This is a genomic window from Candidatus Thiodictyon syntrophicum, assembly GCF_002813775.1.
In the GTDB taxonomy this organism is placed as follows: domain Bacteria; phylum Pseudomonadota; class Gammaproteobacteria; order Chromatiales; family Chromatiaceae; genus Thiodictyon; species Thiodictyon syntrophicum.
Map to the genome: position 1 here is coordinate 5,802,030 of NZ_CP020370.1, position 15,990 is coordinate 5,818,019.

The 15,990-nt window shown below is 67.7% G+C and carries 13 protein-coding genes; 5 read left to right on the forward strand and 8 right to left on the reverse strand.

Features of this window, described 5'->3' with window-relative positions:
* Position 1 precedes the first annotated feature (1 nt).
* A complete protein-coding gene (gene nifL / locus THSYN_RS24765) occupies positions 2 to 1,651 on the reverse strand; it encodes a nitrogen fixation negative regulator NifL (RefSeq protein ID WP_100921492.1) in 1,650 nt (549 codons plus the stop codon).
* A 427-nt stretch (positions 1,652 to 2,078) separates the two neighbouring features.
* Between nifL and THSYN_RS24770 the strand changes: the two genes are divergently transcribed.
* The 3 genes from THSYN_RS24770 (at position 2,079) to THSYN_RS24780 (ending at position 4,710) form a co-directional block, all read left to right on the forward strand.
* Entirely contained in the window at positions 2,079 to 2,624 is a 546-nt protein-coding gene (locus tag THSYN_RS24770; RefSeq protein ID WP_100921493.1) for an RnfABCDGE type electron transport complex subunit B, read from the forward strand.
* 15 nt (positions 2,625 to 2,639) lie between these two features.
* A complete protein-coding gene (gene rsxC / locus THSYN_RS24775; RefSeq protein WP_100921494.1) occupies positions 2,640 to 4,127 on the forward strand; it encodes an electron transport complex subunit RsxC in 1,488 nt (495 codons plus the stop codon).
* Positions 4,128 to 4,446: 319 nt separating this feature from the next.
* Positions 4,447 to 4,710, forward strand: coding sequence for an RnfH family protein (locus THSYN_RS24780; RefSeq protein ID WP_100922579.1), 264 nt, complete (start codon positions 4,447 to 4,449; stop codon positions 4,708 to 4,710).
* 260 nt (positions 4,711 to 4,970) lie between these two features.
* On the opposite strand, the gene THSYN_RS24785 is transcribed toward THSYN_RS24780, so the two are convergent.
* The 7 genes from THSYN_RS24785 to THSYN_RS24815 all read right to left on the reverse strand — a co-directional run bounded on the left by THSYN_RS24785 (position 4,971) and on the right by THSYN_RS24815 (position 12,547).
* The gene (locus THSYN_RS24785; protein WP_100921495.1) at positions 4,971 to 6,653 is read right to left on the reverse strand and encodes an OmpA family protein; all 1,683 of its coding nucleotides are present in this window, start codon (positions 6,651 to 6,653) and stop codon (positions 4,971 to 4,973) included.
* A gap of 170 nt (positions 6,654 to 6,823) precedes the next feature.
* On the reverse strand, positions 6,824 to 7,567 hold the full coding sequence (locus tag THSYN_RS24790; RefSeq protein ID WP_100921496.1) for a hypothetical protein: 744 nt from the start codon (positions 7,565 to 7,567) through the stop codon (positions 6,824 to 6,826).
* Between the two features lie 109 nt (positions 7,568 to 7,676).
* Positions 7,677 to 8,477 carry a 3-deoxy-manno-octulosonate cytidylyltransferase gene (gene kdsB, locus THSYN_RS24795; RefSeq protein ID WP_236848676.1) on the reverse strand — a complete coding sequence of 267 codons (801 nt, stop codon included), beginning with the start codon at positions 8,475 to 8,477 and terminating at the stop codon, positions 7,677 to 7,679.
* Positions 8,474 to 9,505, reverse strand: a complete 1,032-nt coding sequence (lpxK, locus tag THSYN_RS24800) for a tetraacyldisaccharide 4'-kinase (RefSeq protein WP_100922581.1) — start codon at positions 9,503 to 9,505, stop codon at positions 8,474 to 8,476. The genes kdsB and lpxK overlap by 4 nt, the downstream gene beginning before the upstream one ends.
* Positions 9,506 to 9,684: 179 nt before the next feature.
* A complete protein-coding gene (msbA, locus tag THSYN_RS24805; RefSeq protein ID WP_100921497.1) occupies positions 9,685 to 11,487 on the reverse strand; it encodes a lipid A export permease/ATP-binding protein MsbA in 1,803 nt (600 codons plus the stop codon).
* Positions 11,484 to 11,924 carry an ExbD/TolR family protein gene (locus THSYN_RS24810; protein ID WP_100921498.1) on the reverse strand — a complete coding sequence of 147 codons (441 nt, stop codon included), beginning with the start codon at positions 11,922 to 11,924 and terminating at the stop codon, positions 11,484 to 11,486. The genes msbA and THSYN_RS24810 overlap by 4 nt, the downstream gene beginning before the upstream one ends.
* Positions 11,924 to 12,547 carry a MotA/TolQ/ExbB proton channel family protein gene (locus tag THSYN_RS24815; protein ID WP_172965331.1) on the reverse strand — a complete coding sequence of 208 codons (624 nt, stop codon included), beginning with the start codon at positions 12,545 to 12,547 and terminating at the stop codon, positions 11,924 to 11,926. Before THSYN_RS24815 ends, THSYN_RS24810 begins: the two co-directional genes overlap by 1 nt.
* Before the next feature lie 597 nt (positions 12,548 to 13,144).
* Between THSYN_RS24815 and THSYN_RS24820 the strand changes: the two genes are divergently transcribed.
* Positions 13,145 to 14,650, forward strand: coding sequence for an Eco57I restriction-modification methylase domain-containing protein (locus THSYN_RS24820; RefSeq protein ID WP_236848678.1), 1,506 nt, complete (start codon positions 13,145 to 13,147; stop codon positions 14,648 to 14,650).
* Positions 14,647 to 15,021, forward strand: a complete 375-nt coding sequence (locus tag THSYN_RS24825; RefSeq protein ID WP_100921499.1) for a nucleotidyltransferase domain-containing protein — start codon at positions 14,647 to 14,649, stop codon at positions 15,019 to 15,021. The genes THSYN_RS24820 and THSYN_RS24825 overlap by 4 nt, the downstream gene beginning before the upstream one ends.
* The last annotated feature ends 969 nt before the right edge of the window (positions 15,022 to 15,990 follow it).

Genomic DNA, 15,990 nt, shown 5'->3' on the forward strand with positions numbered 1-15,990 from the left:
CTCACTCATCCGCCGGCACGGCGTTCAGGGTGAGCAGGATGCGGCAGCCGTCCTGGAAGTCCGGGTCCACCTCGATACTGCCGCCGTGCTCGGTGACGATCTCCTGGGCCATCGCCAACCCCATGCCGGCCCGGCCGCGGCGGTTGCGCCAGCCGATATAGAAGGGCTCGAAGACCCGGTAGCGGTCCTCGAACGGGATGCCGCGGCCGTTGTCCTGGATCGCCACCTCCACCGCCCCGTCCACCAGGCGGGTGGCGAGCAGCAGGTCGCGATGCGGCCGGCCGGACTCGCCGAGTGCCTGGATGGCATTGTCGATCAGGTGCTTGAACAGGGATCTGAGTGAATCCTGGTGGCCCGGCAGTTCCGGCAACAGGTGCGCCGGGCGCCAGTCGACCACGACCCCGGCGGCCAGCAGCCGGTCGGTCGCAAGCACCAGGACCTGGCGCAGCAGGTCGTTGACGTTGACCATGACCCCGGGCTCGCGCGGCCCCTCCGGCAGGGCCGCCTTCAGGGTGTCCAGGGCGCGCGCCCCGGAGCGGCTGATCTCCTCCAGCATCCCGGCCAGGGTGGCGAGGCTCGCATTGCCGCCGCGGGCCATGGCGGCGGCCGCCTGGATCACGTTCATGGGGGCCTGGATCTGGTAGATGGCCGCGGCCAGGGCCTCGCGCATCCCGTGGGCCAACTGCTGCTCGGCCAGGCGCGCGCGCAGGTTCTCCAGGTGCGCCCGGTCCACCTCCCGGCGGCGGGCGGTGACCTCGTTGGCGAGGAGCAGCATCCGCCGCTCGCCGGGCTTCTGCCGGCCGAAGAAGCCGCGGGCGCTGGGGTCGACCTCGTCGGCCGGGGTGCCGGAGCAGGAGAACCAGCGCGGGCCGCTGGCCCCCGGCAGGACGATGCTGACCTCCAGGTCCTTGAAGGCGCGCCCGGCCAGGCACTCGGCCAAGGGGTCCAGCCCGACCTGTTCGCGCAGCGCCGTGCTCAGGGTCTGCGCCGGTTCCTGCCCGCGCAGGTCGCCGACGAGGCGCTGGTATTCCTGATTGGCGAGGATCACCTGGCCCGCGGCATCGAGCAGGACCACCACCACGGGTGCGGCGTCCAGGACGGTCTCGATGCGCGCCTTCTGGCGGCGCAGTTCACCCTCCAGTTCGTGCAGCTTGGTGACATCGCGGTGCATCCCGAGGAAGTATTTGATGTCATTGTTGCGATCGAGCACCGGGGCGATGATCAGTTCCGCCAGATAGTCCCCGCCCTGTTTGGTGCGGTTGACCAGGGTCCCGGTCCAGGTCTGCTTGCGCTGAATGGTCCGCCACAGATGTTGATAGACATTGTCCGGGGTCGCCTGGTTGGACAGGATCGCCTCGTTCTGTCCGATCACCTCGGCGCGGCTGAAGCCGGTCAGGATCTCGAAGGCGCGGTTGGCGTAGAGGATGGTCGCGCGCGCGTCGGTGATGGAGATCGCCGAGGGGGCCTGTTCCACGGCCTCGAAGAAGAGGCGCGGCGACAGCGGGTCGCGCGGGTTGCCCGCCATCAGGGTGAGGGCCTCGACGACCTCCCCCGGGGTCCCCGGCGGGGGGGCCGCGAGGAACTCGCCCAGGGCGGTGGCGACGAGCTGTATCGGGGTTTCCGGGGACTCCGGGGATGGTCGGGCCGACACGGTGTTCTCCTGGGCGTCAGGGGTTGGGGTTCGGGTCGCCGGCGGCGCTGGTCTTGCGGTCGGCAGCTGTCGATATTACGACAATTCCGCCGAGTCGCCGCGTGGGTATTGTCATGTCGTCAACAGCCCCGGACGCGCCTGGCCTTCACCAGGGAACCTGCGTCCGGTGCGCCGCGGCGCACCGGCCGGCAAGCGATTGACATGATCCATAAGGGCTTTGTGCGGCGGGCCGGCAGCTCCCGCGCCGGCCCCGGGCGCTTGGTCTGCGCCCCCGGGACCTCCTGGCACCTCCTTTGCAGTGCAGTCAGCAAAGAAGGTCTTGAGGCGAGGTCCGCAAGCGGACTTCGCAGCGCTGCATTGGCGCCCGTTCGCGGCTCAAAACCCTTTCAAACGAGCGGCTTGCCGCTCGCATCAGAGGAACGCAATTATGCTCGCCGCCATCGGTACCGCCATCGGTAGTCTGGCCCTGCTCGGTCTGGTCTTAGGGGGCATCCTCGGCCTCGCCTCCCATTACCTGAAAGTAGAGGGCAATCCGCTGACCGCGCAGGCCCTGGCCCTGCTGCCGGGCTCCCAGTGCGGACAGTGCGGCTATGTGGGCTGCGGCCAGGCGGCCGAGGCCCTCACCGCCGGCACCGCCCCGCCCACGGTCTGCCCGCCCGGGGGACGGGCGGTCGCCGAGGCCCTGGGCAGCCTGCTGGGAAAAACGGTGGATCTCGCGGGGGTGGCGGAGAAGGCCCCGACGGTGGCCCACGTCAATGAAAACCTCTGCGTCGGCTGCACCAAGTGCTTCAAGCGCTGCCCTACGGACGCGATCATGGGGGCGAACAACATGATTCACAGCGTCTTCGCCGACGCCTGCATCGGCTGCGAGAAGTGCTTCGAGGTCTGCCCCACCGAGTGTATCGAGATGCGGCCCGTAGCGCCGACCCTCCAGACCTGGTTCTGGCCGAACCCGGCCCTGGCAACCGCTTAAGCGCAGGAGGTCGACATGAAACTGTTCAAGATCCGCGGCGGTGTCCACCCGCAAGACCGCAAACAACTGGCGGCCGGGCAGGCGATCGAGGACCTGCCGCTGGCACCCCTGCTGCACGTCCCGCTGCAACAGCACATCGGCAACCCGGCCACCCCGGCGGTGCGGCGCGGCCAGCGGGTCGCCAAGGGAGAACTCATCGGCCAGGCGCAGGGACCCATGTCGGCCCCGGTGCACGCCCCGACCTCGGGTCGGGTCATGGGCATCGGCAGCTTCCCGGCCCACCACGCCTCCGGCCTCTCGGTGCGCACCATCACCCTGCAACCCGACGGCGAGGACCGCTGGGTGGAGGGCCTGGAGGGCGTGCCTGACCCCTTCGCCCTGACCCCGGAGGAGATTGCCGCGCGCGTCGCGGCGGCCGGGATCGTCGGGATGGGCGGGGCGACCTTCCCCTCGGCGGTCAAGCTCAACCTGCGCACCAAGTACAGTCTCCACACGCTGGTGATCAACGGGGCCGAATGCGAGCCCTATCTCACCTGCGACGACCGGCTGATGCGCGAGCACGCCGAAGGGGTCCTGGACGGCGCCCGCATCATGGCCCATGCGCTCGGGGTCGCGCGGATCATCATCGGGATCGAGAACAACAAGCCGCAGGCGCAGGACGCCATGACCCAGGCCGCCGCGCCCTACCCGAGCGTCAGCGTCGCCCACCTGCCCATGCGCTTCCCCATGGGCTCGGAGAAGCACCTGGTGCAGGCCATCACCGGCCAGGAGACCCCGGCCCGCGGCCTGACCGCCGACATCGGCGTCGTCGTCCACAACCCGGCAACGGCCTTCGCGGTCCACCAGGCCCTGCGGCTGGGCTGGCCCCTGGTGGCGCGGTTGGTCACGGTGAGCGGCGCGGCCATCAACCGGCCGCGCAACCTGCGGGTGCCCCTGGGCACGCCGGTGCAGCACCTGATCGACCACTGCGGCGGCTTCCGCGAGGAGCCGGCGCGCCTGGTGAGCGGGGGCCCCATGATGGGTTCGCCGCTGCCGGGCACCCGGGTCCCCATCGTCAAGGGCAGCAATGGCGTCCTGGCCCTGACCGCGGCCGAGATCAACGCCGCCCCGCGCTCCGCCTGTATCCGCTGCGGGAGTTGCGTGACCGCCTGCCCCTGCGGCCTGCTGCCGCTGAACATGGCCGCCCATGCCCGCGCCGGGGACCTGGAGGGCACGGTGCGCCTGGGGCTGATGGACTGCATCGGCTGCGGCTCCTGCTCCTATGTCTGCCCCTCCCATATCCCGCTCGCGCAGTTCTTCAGCTACGCCAAGGGCGAGATGGCCGCCCGCGGGCGCACCAAGCAGAAACAGACCGAGACCCGGCGCCTGATCGAGCAGCGCACCGAGCGGATCGAGGCGATACAGCGCGCCAAGCGCGAGGCCATGGCGGCACGCAAGCGCGACACCAAGGCCGCCGCGCCGGCGACGGAGCAACAGTCGGCGGACAGCCATGCGGCGGCCTGAGCCCCGAAGGGGCGCGACATACCAGCCCAGGGCAGCGCCCTGGGATAGCAGAATGGAGTGGACCAGCCCTGAAAGGGCGTGACATCGGTCGTTGTCGTTGTCGTTGTCGTTGTCGTTGTCGAGGTTATCGTAGCGCCCCGGACTCTGTCGCACCCCAAAGTGCATCGTTTCTCCGAATTACGATTACGATTACGACAACGACAACGACAATGATTCCGCTTAATTTTCTATTGCCTTGCTACTTACCGCGCATCCACCAGACTTCATTTGCGCTCAGATGCAGACAATCATCTTCCCACGCCCGACCCCGGAGGTCACCATGCACGTCGGCGTCGCCTATGCGGACAAATTCAAACAGACCTGGCTCAAGCTCGATGTGCCGGACGGCAGTTCGGCACGGGATGCGATACAGCGCTCCGGCCTGCTCGCCCAATTCCCGGAGATCGATCTGGCGCGCAACCAGGTTGGCATCTTCGGCCGGGTCGTGACGCTCGACACCCCGCTTGCGGACGGCAATCGGGTCGAGATCTACCGCCCCATCATCGCCGACCCGGAGACCGTCGAGCGCCGCGATCGGGAGTGAGGGGACCACGACCGTCCCAATCCAGCGCGCTCACCGCACGGTCGACGATCCGCACAAACGCTTCGATCATAACTTCGGTCATCTCTCAGGGTAACATCCATCACGGCCGGGGGGCCGCTCCTACGCCGTAGGAGCGGCCCCCCGGCCGCGACGGGTTGCCGCAAGGGCGCGTAGCCGCAGTTAAGATCAAGGCGCGCACCGCGGACACGACGGCGCAACCCTGACCGGGTTGGCTGTCTTTGGTCCGCTGGCCGCGCCCCTTACTGCTGGGTCTTGAACTCGATGCGGCGGTTACGGAACCGGCCGGCCGGGGTTTCGTTACTCGCCACCGGGATGTCACTGCCGTAGCCCCTCGCCTTCAGTCGCCCGGCCGGCACCCCGACGACGACCAGCGCCTCGCGCACGGATACGGCGCGCGCCTCCGAAAGTGCCCTGTTCCTGGCCGGATCGCCGCTGTTGTCGGTGTGGCCGGCAATCTCGATGACGACGGTTGGCGGAGCGCCCAGGATGGCCTGGGCGGCAGCGGTGACGAGCGGCAGACTATCGAGCGGGACCTCGGCACTGTCGGTCGAGAAGTTGATCACCCAGAGATTCAGCGCCTTGACCAGATCGGCACCACCGTAGCCCGCCCTCAGGGCCGCGAGCGCGGCCCGGGTCCGATCGGCGCCCGTCTTGACGGCTTCGCCGGTCTTGTCCCCCAGGAACCCGAACGAAAAACCGCTTCCAAACTGCAACTTGATGGCATCCAGCAGCTTTGAGCGCTCAGTGTCGGACAGCCAACCGCCGACCTTGATGTCGTTGCCTTCGAGCAGGAGGTCCGCGCCGGGCAGCCTGAACCGCGGCAGCAGGGCACCAAGATCGGCAAGCCAGGACGCCGGCCCAACCCGGGGGTCCAGTTCCAGTTCGCCCGAGCAATTGGCCGCACCGAACACACTGCTTAGTCCATCGAGGATGGTAGCGCGGGACTTCTCATCCGCCACCACACCCGCGTATTGGACCTTGCCGTCGTCATTGCTCAGGGCCAGGCGGGGCACCGGCAGCGCCTGGGGCTGCACGGCGGCGACGGCAAGCGCGTCCTGCGCCTGCTCGGGTCCGTGCCAGGCCCAGTAGCCGAGGAGTCCCGCCCAGGCGAGCGCCGCCAACCAGCCCCAGACGGGCATCCCGCGCGATTCCCGCGCCTGTGTCGATGGGGGCGGGGGGGCCGGGACCGCGGGTGTCGCTGCCGCGACCGGGGCGACGACAGCGGGCCGAGTAGCCGCAGCGGCCGGACTGACCGCGGCGGTGGCTGGCTTGACCACGGCGGTCGGGCTGACCGCGGCGGCGGCTGGCTTGACCATGGCGGCCGGGCTGACCGCGGCGGCGGCCGGCTTGACCACGGCAGCCGGGCTGACCACGGCGGCGGCTGGACTGACCGCCGCGACGGCCGGGCTGGCTGTGGCAGCGGCTGGCTTAACCACGGCAGCCGGGCTGACCGCGGCGGCGGCTGGACTGACTGCGGCGACGATCGGGCCGACCGCGGCCGCGGCCGGAGTGACACCAGCGGCAGAGCGCTCGAGGAAGGACGCGACCTCCCCCTCCATCGAGTCCTGGATGTAGCCGGCGGGCGTGAGCAAATTGACGAGCTTTGGTACGGCGTAGGCCAGCGCGTCGCGCGCCGTGGAGTCCGGCAGCGAAAACCGGCTCGCCAGGCGGTCGATCAGGCCGCTACCGAGGACGCCCTCCAGTTGGGCCCCGGTCAACGGCAGACTCTCGCGCACCTTGGTCACCCAGGAGGCCGCGATATGGCCGAGCCCGGCTTCCTTGAAAAGATCGATGAACCCGCGCAGCCCCCCATGGTCCGTAGCGACGATATAACGAATTGTGTCCGCGACGAAGGCGCGGGCGCTTTCGCCCAGGCCGAAGCGTTGTTCCAGTTCACCAATCAGACTGTCAAACAAGGCCATGGAAAACTCCCCTTAACGAAATTAGAAATCCCAACCGTACCGCGATTGGGTAAGGCAGCGATGCTAGCCGCGATGCGGACAACAGACAAGGGCGGCGGCTGGGACGGCACCCCCGCCCTTGATCATCGTTGCGGCCGCCCCGGGCCGGAGTCCAGGGCTTCAGCCGTGGATCAGTTGTTGCGGTTCCCGCCGAAGACCTTCATGGGGTTCGGCATGTTCTTCATCGGGTTGAAGCCGTTGCCGCCCGCGCGGGGGGGCGGCTGATCGCCGCCGTAGGGGGGGCCGTTATAGCCCGGTCCGTCGCCGCCGGGACCGGGCCTCTGGCCGTTACCGGGTCCGTACCCACCCTGGGGGGCGTAACCGTAGCCCGGGCCGGGGCCGGAGTAGCCCGGGGGCGGACCCCCAGCGCCGGGGGCGGGCGCCGCTCCCGGCTGACCATAGGCCGGCCCGGCGTACCCGGGAACCTGGTAACCGCCGCCCGGGGCGGCCCCCACTCCCGGCTGACCATAGGCCGGCCCGGAGTACCCGGGAACCTGATAACCGCCGCCCGGGGCGGACCCCGCTCCCGATTGGCCATAGGCCGGCCCGGAGTACCCGGGGACCTGATAACCGCCGCCCGGGGCGGACCCCGCTCCCGGCTGACCATAGGCCGGCCCGGAATACCCGGGGACCTGATAACCGCCGCCCGGGGCGGACCCCGCTCCCGATTGGCCATAGGCCGGCCCAGAGTACCCGGGGACCTGATAACCGCCGCCCGGGGCGGGCACCGGTGCCGGTTGCCCGGAGGCCCGGCCCACATCGGCGGGCGCTCGATAGGCGCCGGGGCCGCCGTCGGCACCCTGCGCCCGCACGGGGGGGTTGGCGCAGACCGTGAGTACCAGCAGAACACCAAGGCCGATCGGATGCTTGTGCATGATTGCTCCTCTTCGCAGAAATAAGTACGTTAGTACGGGAGTACGTTGGCACGGGGTGAGTACGAAGCGGAGTCCTGACGTACTAACGTACTAACGTACTTCCCTGTCTTCATCCGCCGAGGAGCCGCGTCACCCGCGCCAAGTCCTGGGCATTGTCCACACCAGGTCCGGGTTCCTCCGCCGCAACCCCGACATGAACGCGCTCGCCGTGCCACAGGACCCGCAGTTGCTCCAGTGATTCGGCCAGTTCGAGCGGGGAAGGCTCCCAGGCGACGTAACGCTCGAGGAAGCCCGCCCGATAGGCATAGAGCCCGATGTGACGCAGGAAGGTCACGGAGTTGGGCAGATGGGTTCGCTTACCCATGAACTCGTCCCGGTGCCAGGGCAGCGGGGCGCGGGAGAAGTACAGGGCGAAGCCGGCGGCATCGGTCACCACCTTGACCACATGGGGGTCGAAGAGGGTCGCGGCGTCGGCGATCGGATAGGCCAGGGTGGCCATCTGCACCCCATCCTGCCCGCACAGGTTAAGCGCCACCTGTCGGATCAGCGCGGGCGGCATACAGGGCTCGTCCCCCTGCAGGTTGACGACCACCGTATCGGCGGCCCAGCCGCGCTGCGCGATGACCTCGGCCACACGGTCCGAACCGCTGTGATGGTGCGCCCCGGTCAACTGCGCCTCGACCCCGCAGGCGGCACAGGCCGCGACGATCCGTTGGTCATCCGTGGCCACCACGACCTCGCCGGCCCCGCTCGCCAGTGCGCGCTCCACCACATGCGCGATCATGGGCTTGCCGGCGATGGGCAGGAGCGGCTTGCCGGGCAGCCGGGTGGAGCCGTAGCGGGCCGGGATCACGACCTTGAAGTCCAATGGCGGCGGCGCCGGATCGGTGGGCGATGGTCGGGTGTTCAAGGGCTGACTGTCTCCTGCTGCGTGAACGATGGACTTTGGGTTTCGTCATTTGCCGCGGGCGCCGGCCCGAGCCGCGCGAAGAGCGCCGCCACGAAGGCCGGATCGGGCGCCGCCGCCACCGGGCACACCCAGTGGTCGGGCCCCGCGAAGGCGGCGCACTTCACGGCGTCCTTCTCGGTCATCAACACGGGACCGGGCGGCCACTGCGCCGCCTCGGCCGCGCTGAATGGGTGGTGGTCCGGATAGGGCAGCTCATCCACCAGCAGGCCGCGGGCGCGCAGCATCGCAAAGAAGCGCCCCGGATTGCCGATACCGGCCACCGCCGTCACCCGCTGCCCACGAAAGTCGCTCAAGGGGCGGCGCCGCGCCGGGTCACGCAAGGCCTGCGTGTCACCGGGGACCAAGCCGAACCGATACCCGGCCGCGTTGCCGCCATGATGGATCACCAGGTCGACACTCCCCAGCCGTCCGCCCGGCTCCCGCAGGGGCCCGGCGGGCAGGCAGCGGCCGTTGCCCAGGCCCCGTTCGCCGTCGACCACGGCGATCTCCAGGTCGCGCGCGAGTCGATAGTGCTGGAGACCGTCGTCGCACAGCAGCAGATTACACCCGCAGCGACGGATGGCAAGGGCGCCGTCCGCCGCCCGATCCGGCCCGACCACCACCGGGCAGACCCCGCGCCGGGCGAGCAGCAGCGGCTCATCCCCCACCAGCAAGGGGTCGTCCGCCGCCGCGGCCACCCGCGGCCATGGACCCGAGCGGGCGCCGTAGCCGCGGGTGATGATCGCCGGCCGCCAGCCCCGCGCCACCGCCAACTCCGCGAGCCGCAGCACCAGCGGGGTCTTGCCGGTGCCGCCCACGGTCAGGTTGCCCACCACGACCACCGGCACCGGCAGGCGCCGCACCGCGAACAAGCCGCGGCGGTACCCGTGGCGGCGGACCAACGCCACCGCGCAATAGAGCCAGCCCAGCGGCGCCAGGGCCAGGGACAAGGGATGGTACCGACGGTACCAGACGGCTGTGGGGTCTATGAAACGCAAAGAGGACTTGTCCGCAAATAAACGCAAATGAACGCAAATAACCCGCACAATAAGTGTCGCTTAAGGTGGTACCTCAATCGGGCCTTGATCGTGGTATGACGTGCAACCGCAAAGCAACATTCATTTGCGTTCATTTGCGTTCATTTGCGGACAAAAGATCTTCTGCGGTTTCACACTGACCCGTCACCCAGCGGGCTCGCCCCCGGCTCAGGACCGTCATGAAACTGCAGCCGATGCAGCCGCGCATAATAGCCGCCCAGGGCCAGGAGCTCCGCGTGGCGCCCCTGCTCGACGATGCGCCCCTCCAGCAGCACCAGGATCCGGTCGGCGTTCTCGATGGTCGACAGGCGGTGGGCGATGACGAGCGTGGTGCGGTGCGCCATCAACTGCTCCAACGCCGCCTGGATGTGGCGCTCGGACTCGGTGTCCAGGGCCGAGGTCGCCTCGTCCAGGATCAGGATGGGCGCGTCCTTGAGCATGGCCCGCGCAATGGCCAGGCGCTGGCGCTGGCCCCCGGAGAGCAATACACCGCGGTCCCCGATGGGGGTATCGAAGCCCTGGGGCAGCCCCTCGATGAATTCCAGCGCATGGGCCGCCTGCGCCACCCGTGTCAGCTCCGCAAGCGACGGGGGCTGCGCCCGACCATAGGCGATGTTGTCGGCAATACTGTCGTTGAAGAGCACCACGTCCTGGCTGACGAGCGCGATCTGGGCGCGCAGGTCACTGAGCCGCAACTCCAGGATCGGCACCCCGTCGATGCGGATCTGCCCGGCGGTAGGGTCGTAGAAGCGCGGCAGCAGGCTCGCGATCGTGGTCTTGCCGCTACCGGAGCGGCCCACCAGGGCCACCTTCTCGCCCGGTTCGATGACCAGGTTGAGATCGATGATCGCGGGCGTCTTGTCCGCGGCATACTGGTGAGTTACGCCCCGGTACTCGATACGGCCCTGGGCGCGCCCCAGGGTGCGGGTGCCCGTATCGGATTCGGGGTCCGAGTCCAGCAGCTCGAACAGGCTCTGCGCCGCGATGATACCGCGCTGCAGGTGGGAATTGACCCCGGTGAGCCGCTTGACCGGGGGGAGCAGCAGGCCCATGGCAACCACGAAGGACATGAAGGTGCCCACCGTGATGTCTTCGCGCAGGCCCTGGAGGGTGGAGAGATAGACGATCACCGCGATGGCGAGCGCCGCGATCATCTGCACCAGGGGAACGCTCGCCGACTCGGTGGCGATCATCTTCATCTGCAGCGAGCGGGTCTTCTCGTTGATGAAGCCGAAGTGACGCGATTCCTGCGCCTGGCCACCGAAGGCCTTGACCACCCGATGACCGTCGATCGCCTCCTGGGCCACATGGGTGAGTTCGCCCACCCGGTCCTGGATGCGCCGGCTGTAGCGCCGGAAGCGCTTGGTGGCGTATTTGACCGCGCCGGCCATCACCGGGCCGATCACCAGAAAGATCACCGAGAGGCTGGCGTTGATATAGAGCATGTAGCCCATGAGGCCGATAACCGTGGCGCCGTCGCGCACCAGGGTGGTGACGGCGGAGGTGGCGGCGCTCGCCACGTTCTCCACGTTGTAGGTCAGTTTGGCCAGGATGTGGCCGGAGCCGTGGGTGTCGTAGTAACGGGTGGGCACCCGCAGCAGGTGCTCGAACATGGCCTGGCGCAGGTCCGCCACCACGCGCCGCCCGATCCAACTCAGGCAATAGTCGTTGATGAAGCCGGCGACCCCGCGCACCAGGAAGATCACCACCAGGAACACCGGCATGGCCCGCACCACGGACTCGTCCTTGTGCACGAAGCTTCCGTCGATCAGCGGCTTCATCATCGCGGCGAAGAGCGGCTCGGTCGCCGCGTAGATCAGCATCCCGAAGATCGAGAAGCCGAACATCTTCCAGTAGGGCCGGGCATAGCCGAGCAGCCGCCCGTAGACCTGCCGGGCCTGCACCTGGAACGGGACCTCGTCGCCGATACTCATCGGTCGGCCGCCGGGGCCGCCCGGGTGGCACTGAAGGCGATCTTCAACAGACCCAACTGCGCCGCCGCGTCGAGCGCGGTCATCACCGCCTGGTGGGGGCTCAGGGCATCGGCCTGGATCAACACCGCCAAGCCCTTGCGCTCACCCAGGGCGCCGGTGATGGCCCGCACCAGGGTCTGGGTCTGTTGGTCCACCACCGCGCGGTCGTCCACATAGAAATTCCCCCCCTGATCGATAGTGATTCGCAGCCGCTCCGGGTCCTGGTTCGGGCGCTCCTCCTCCCCCTGCGCCTGGGGCAATTGGAGGTGCAGCCGCGAGGCGTCCTTCTCCTTGAAGGTGGTCGAGACCATGAAGAAGATCAGCAGCACCAGCAGCACGTCCAGCAGCGGTATCAGGACCAATTCCGGCGGCTTGCGGCGGTTGGGGCGCAGGTTCATCAGGACTCCCCGGCGTCTTCGCGCTCGCCCTTCATCACCTCCACCAGCCGCAGGGCCTGCGCCTCCATCTCGATCGCCAGCCGATCCACCTTGCCCTCGAAAAAGCGATGGCACAGGAGCGTCGGGATGGCGACGAAGAGCCCCGCCGCCGTGGTCAGCAGGGCGGTCGCGATGCCGCCCGCCAGCAGCGCGGGGTTACCGACCCCCGCGCTCGTGATGACCGTAAACATCTTGATCATCCCCACGACGGTGCCCAGCAGGCCGAGCAGCGGCGAGACCGCGGCGATGGTCCCCAGGGCATTGAGGTAGCGCTCCAGGTCCGCCACCACATGGCGGCCGGCATCACTGAGCGCCTCCTTCATCACCTCACGCGAGTGACTAAGGTTCACGAGCCCCGCCGCCAGCATCCGGCCCAGGGGCGAGCCCTCCCGGATCTCCTCGATCTGGTCCGCGCCGAGCTTCCCCTGCCGATGCAGTTGCCAGATCCGGCTCACCAGATCCTCCGGCATGATGCGCGAGCGCCGCAGGGTCAGGGCGCGCTCGATCACCAGGGCGGTGGCGACCACGGAACAGGCGAGGATCGGCCACATCAGCCAACCGCCCGCGCGCATCAACTCGAGCAAGGGGAGTTCCTCAGGAGAAGCCTCTAAGAAATCAGAGCCCGGCACGCCAACGAGGCCGCCCACAAGCGGCCCCCGGGGTGCCGATGGTCACCAGCAGCCGGGGATGATACCCCAAACCGCGGGGCTGTCCGCTATCGCCGCGGCCGTGCCACGTCCCCACCCGCGCGTCGGGGCCGCCCAGGCAAGTCGCGCAGCGACGCTGTGGGAGCGGCTTCAGCCGCGACCGGCCGCGCGCGAACGCGGCGTCAGCGTTCGCCGCGGCAGAGGCGCCGCGGCCCGCGAGCGCCGCGACGACGCCCCCGCAACCGATGATGGTTGCAACCCGGCCGTTACCCGCGCATACAATCCGCCGGATACCGGGGCGCGGGCATCCGGTCTCGATCGTTGCCGACGCCCTCGCCCGCCGCGAGATCCGTAGGGTCCGCTGTGCGGACCTAGCTCGGAGCCAGCCCGTAGGGTCCGCTGTGCGGACCAAGCTCGGAGCCACCCTGTAGGGTCCGCTGTGCGGACCAAGCGCGGAGCCAGCCCGTAGGGTCCGCTGTGCGGACCAAGCTCGGAGCCAGACCCCAGGTCCGCCGCACCGATCATCGCTTTATTATGATTCAAGACAAACCAGCAGGTCCATCATTGTTATCCGCACTGGAACAGACAAGGCTCCGGGTATCGCAAAACACCGGCGCCCAAAAGAAATCGCTCTTCGGCCAATTTCTCACGCCGGCCCGCACGGCCCGCTTCATGGCCGGGCTATTCCGCCCGACGGCCGCGGATCGGTGTCGATTACTCGATCCAGGCGCCGGCATCGGCTCCCTGACGAGCGCCTTCCTTGACCGGTGCCACCCGGGCGACCTGCGTTTTTTCGCCATTGACGTCACCGCCTTTGAACTGGACGGGCTTCTTCACGCCGAACTGGCCCGCTCGCTTTCCCGTTTTACCGCGCACACGCAACTGACCCACGAAATCCTCGGCGGCGACTTCATCGAGCAGGCAGTCAATCGCGTCCAGTTCGGGCAGACCCCGTTCACCCACGCCATTCTCAATCCACCGTACAAGAAGATCGGCAGCGCGTCTCGCTACCGCCTGCTGCTGCGGCAGATCGGCATCGAGACGGTAAACCTATATTCAGCCTTTGTCGCCCTGACGGTCGCCTTGATGGCCCCGGGCGGGCAGGTCGTCGCCATCATCCCGCGCAGCTTCTGCAACGGCCCTTATTACCGGCCGTTCCGTGACTTCATGCTGGAGCGTGCCGCGATCCGTCATTTGCACCTGTTTGACTCGCGCACCAACGCCTTCAAGGACGACGCGGTGCTGCAGGAGAACATCATCATCGTGCTTGAACGCGGCGCCCGGCAGGGCGAGGTTACCGTGTCGGCATCGACCGATGACGGCTTCAGCGACCTTGCATCACACACCCACCCCTTTGAACGCATCGTCTTGCCGGGTGATCCGGAACGCTTCATCCAGGTGCCGATGACGCTTGAACCCAACGCCATCGAGCGGTCGCCCGCCGTTGCCTGTTCGCTCGCCGAGATCGGCGTCGGCGTATCCACCGGGCCGGTGGTCGATTTCCGGCTGAAGGTGCACCTGCGCGACCTGCCGGGCCCGGGTACCGTCCCGCTGCTTTACCCCGCCCACTTCAGGGGCCTGGGCACCGAATGGCCCAAGCCGGGGCTGAAGAAGCCGAACGCGATCCAACGCAACGCGGAGACCGAGAAATGGCTTTATCCCAATGGCTGCTATTGTGTGGTGCGCCGCTTCTCGGCCAAGGAAGAGCGGCGCCGGATTATTGCCGGGGCGGTTCGTCCGGGCGCCTTCGACGGCACGGAAATGCTGGGTTTCGAGAATCATTTGAATGTCTTTCACGAGCGTAAACAGGGCCTGCCGGAGGCCCTTGCACTAGGTTTGGCCGTGTTCCTCAGCACGAGCGCCGTCGATGAGAACTTCCGGCGCTTCAACGGACACACCCAGGTCAATGCAACGGACTTGAAGCTCATGAAATACCCGAGCCGCGCGGCCCTGATCGCTCTTGGGGAATGGGCGATCAGTACAGCAACCGCACCAACGCAGGCGATGATAGATGGCCAACTCGCCAAGCTGACTTTATGACGAATCGTAGCGACCATACTTCACCGACGAAGCCCGGCGTGATCGATGTTGATCGAATCGCGCGCGACATCATCAATGCAACGGTTGCCGCGGTCGCCCCGGAACGGATTGTCCTGTTCGGCTCCCGTGCCCGCGGAGACGCCGGCCCGGATTCCGACCTGGATCTGCTCGTGGTATCACGCGATTCCTTCACACCACAGCGTACCCGGCAAGGCGAATTGAGGCGGATTCGCCAAGCGCTAAGGGCATTCCGACTCCCGGTCGACGTTCTTCTCTATAGCAGCGACGAGATCGACGCTTGGCGGCAATCACCGAACCATGTGATCGCGCGCTCCTTGCGCGAAGGGATTACAGTGTATGAAAGGTCCTAAGCAATCCGTCGCGGCCTGGGGGCCGCTCCTACGGTGTAGGAGCGGCCCCCAGGCCGCGACGGATGTCCCCATCGAGGTGGCCGGGTCGGGTAGCCAGGCGACGTTACCGCCACCCAGCCCCCTAAGAACCGTGCTTGCGACTTTCACCGCACACGGCTCAAGCCTTGATAAGCCCCTGTGACAGAGCCGGCCATTCGGCCTTCGCGATACCAATTTGCAGCCCTCGTACCGTTCGGTGTACCCTGGCTTGCGCCAATCCACTTTGCAGTCGGTGGCTGCACCAATAGCAGAAGCTATCATCATTTGCTTTGCCGCCGTTGTGAGAGTTCTACAAATGTTCTCACGATTCAAGACCACCTGGAAGTCTGCCCCCTTTCGGGTGAGGCGATGTTTCAGCCCCTATCCGCGTCGTTACAACCCGGCGTTCGCTTGCTCCAGCTTCCTTTACCCGCCTCCCCAACAGATCCTCTTGCGATTCACCTGCCCTCAGTAGGGCGGAAAGACGGGCTTACCACGTTCCGCATAAATAACAGAGAGGGTTAGGTGTCGACTCTAACTCGGTGGAGCAACATTCTCGTGCGACCAATCATTAAGATCGCATCCTGTCCACTTGCCTTTTGGCCACTGCCTATCGAATAAGCGTTTATCCGTCGTGCGCGCCCAACTGACCCCGAGTCGGAGCGCGACGCCGCGCGCGCACGACGGATAAACGTTTGTTGGACTAATCCGCTCCTGGCACGACGCCTGCTGCGGCCGCGGTCCTCTTTAAGAGAGGGAATTGTATCCCTGAGGCCGGGGCGCCGGTCGGTCCCGGACCACGTTGCAGCACCCGGATGCCGCTCGGTGCGGCACCAAGCGGGCCTCCGCAGGGCTCCGCGGGGCTGGACAACGGGCTATTGAGGACGAAGTGTAGCCCATTTCCCGGATGTTGGGCGAGCGCGAACGCAGGCCGCGGGCGGCCTGTCCCGG

Bases quoted from the DNA above. Each gene is read 5' to 3' on its own strand.
- THSYN_RS24770 (WP_100921493.1), top strand. From the start codon at position 2,079: ATGCTCGCCGCCATCGGTACCGCCATCGGTAGTCTGGCCCTGCTCGGT.
- rsxC (WP_100921494.1), top strand. From the start codon at position 2,640: ATGAAACTGTTCAAGATCCGCGGCGGTGTCCACCCGCAAGACCGCAAA.
- THSYN_RS24780 (WP_100922579.1), top strand. From the start codon at position 4,447: ATGCACGTCGGCGTCGCCTATGCGGACAAATTCAAACAGACCTGGCTC.
- THSYN_RS24785 (WP_100921495.1), bottom strand. From the start codon at position 6,653: ATGGCCTTGTTTGACAGTCTGATTGGTGAACTGGAACAACGCTTCGGC.
- THSYN_RS24790 (WP_100921496.1), bottom strand. From the start codon at position 7,567: ATGCACAAGCATCCGATCGGCCTTGGTGTTCTGCTGGTACTCACGGTC.
- msbA (WP_100921497.1), bottom strand. From the start codon at position 11,487: ATGAGTATCGGCGACGAGGTCCCGTTCCAGGTGCAGGCCCGGCAGGTC.
- THSYN_RS24810 (WP_100921498.1), bottom strand. From the start codon at position 11,924: ATGAACCTGCGCCCCAACCGCCGCAAGCCGCCGGAATTGGTCCTGATA.
- THSYN_RS24820 (WP_236848678.1), top strand. From the start codon at position 13,145: ATGATTCAAGACAAACCAGCAGGTCCATCATTGTTATCCGCACTGGAA.
- THSYN_RS24825 (WP_100921499.1), top strand. From the start codon at position 14,647: ATGACGAATCGTAGCGACCATACTTCACCGACGAAGCCCGGCGTGATC.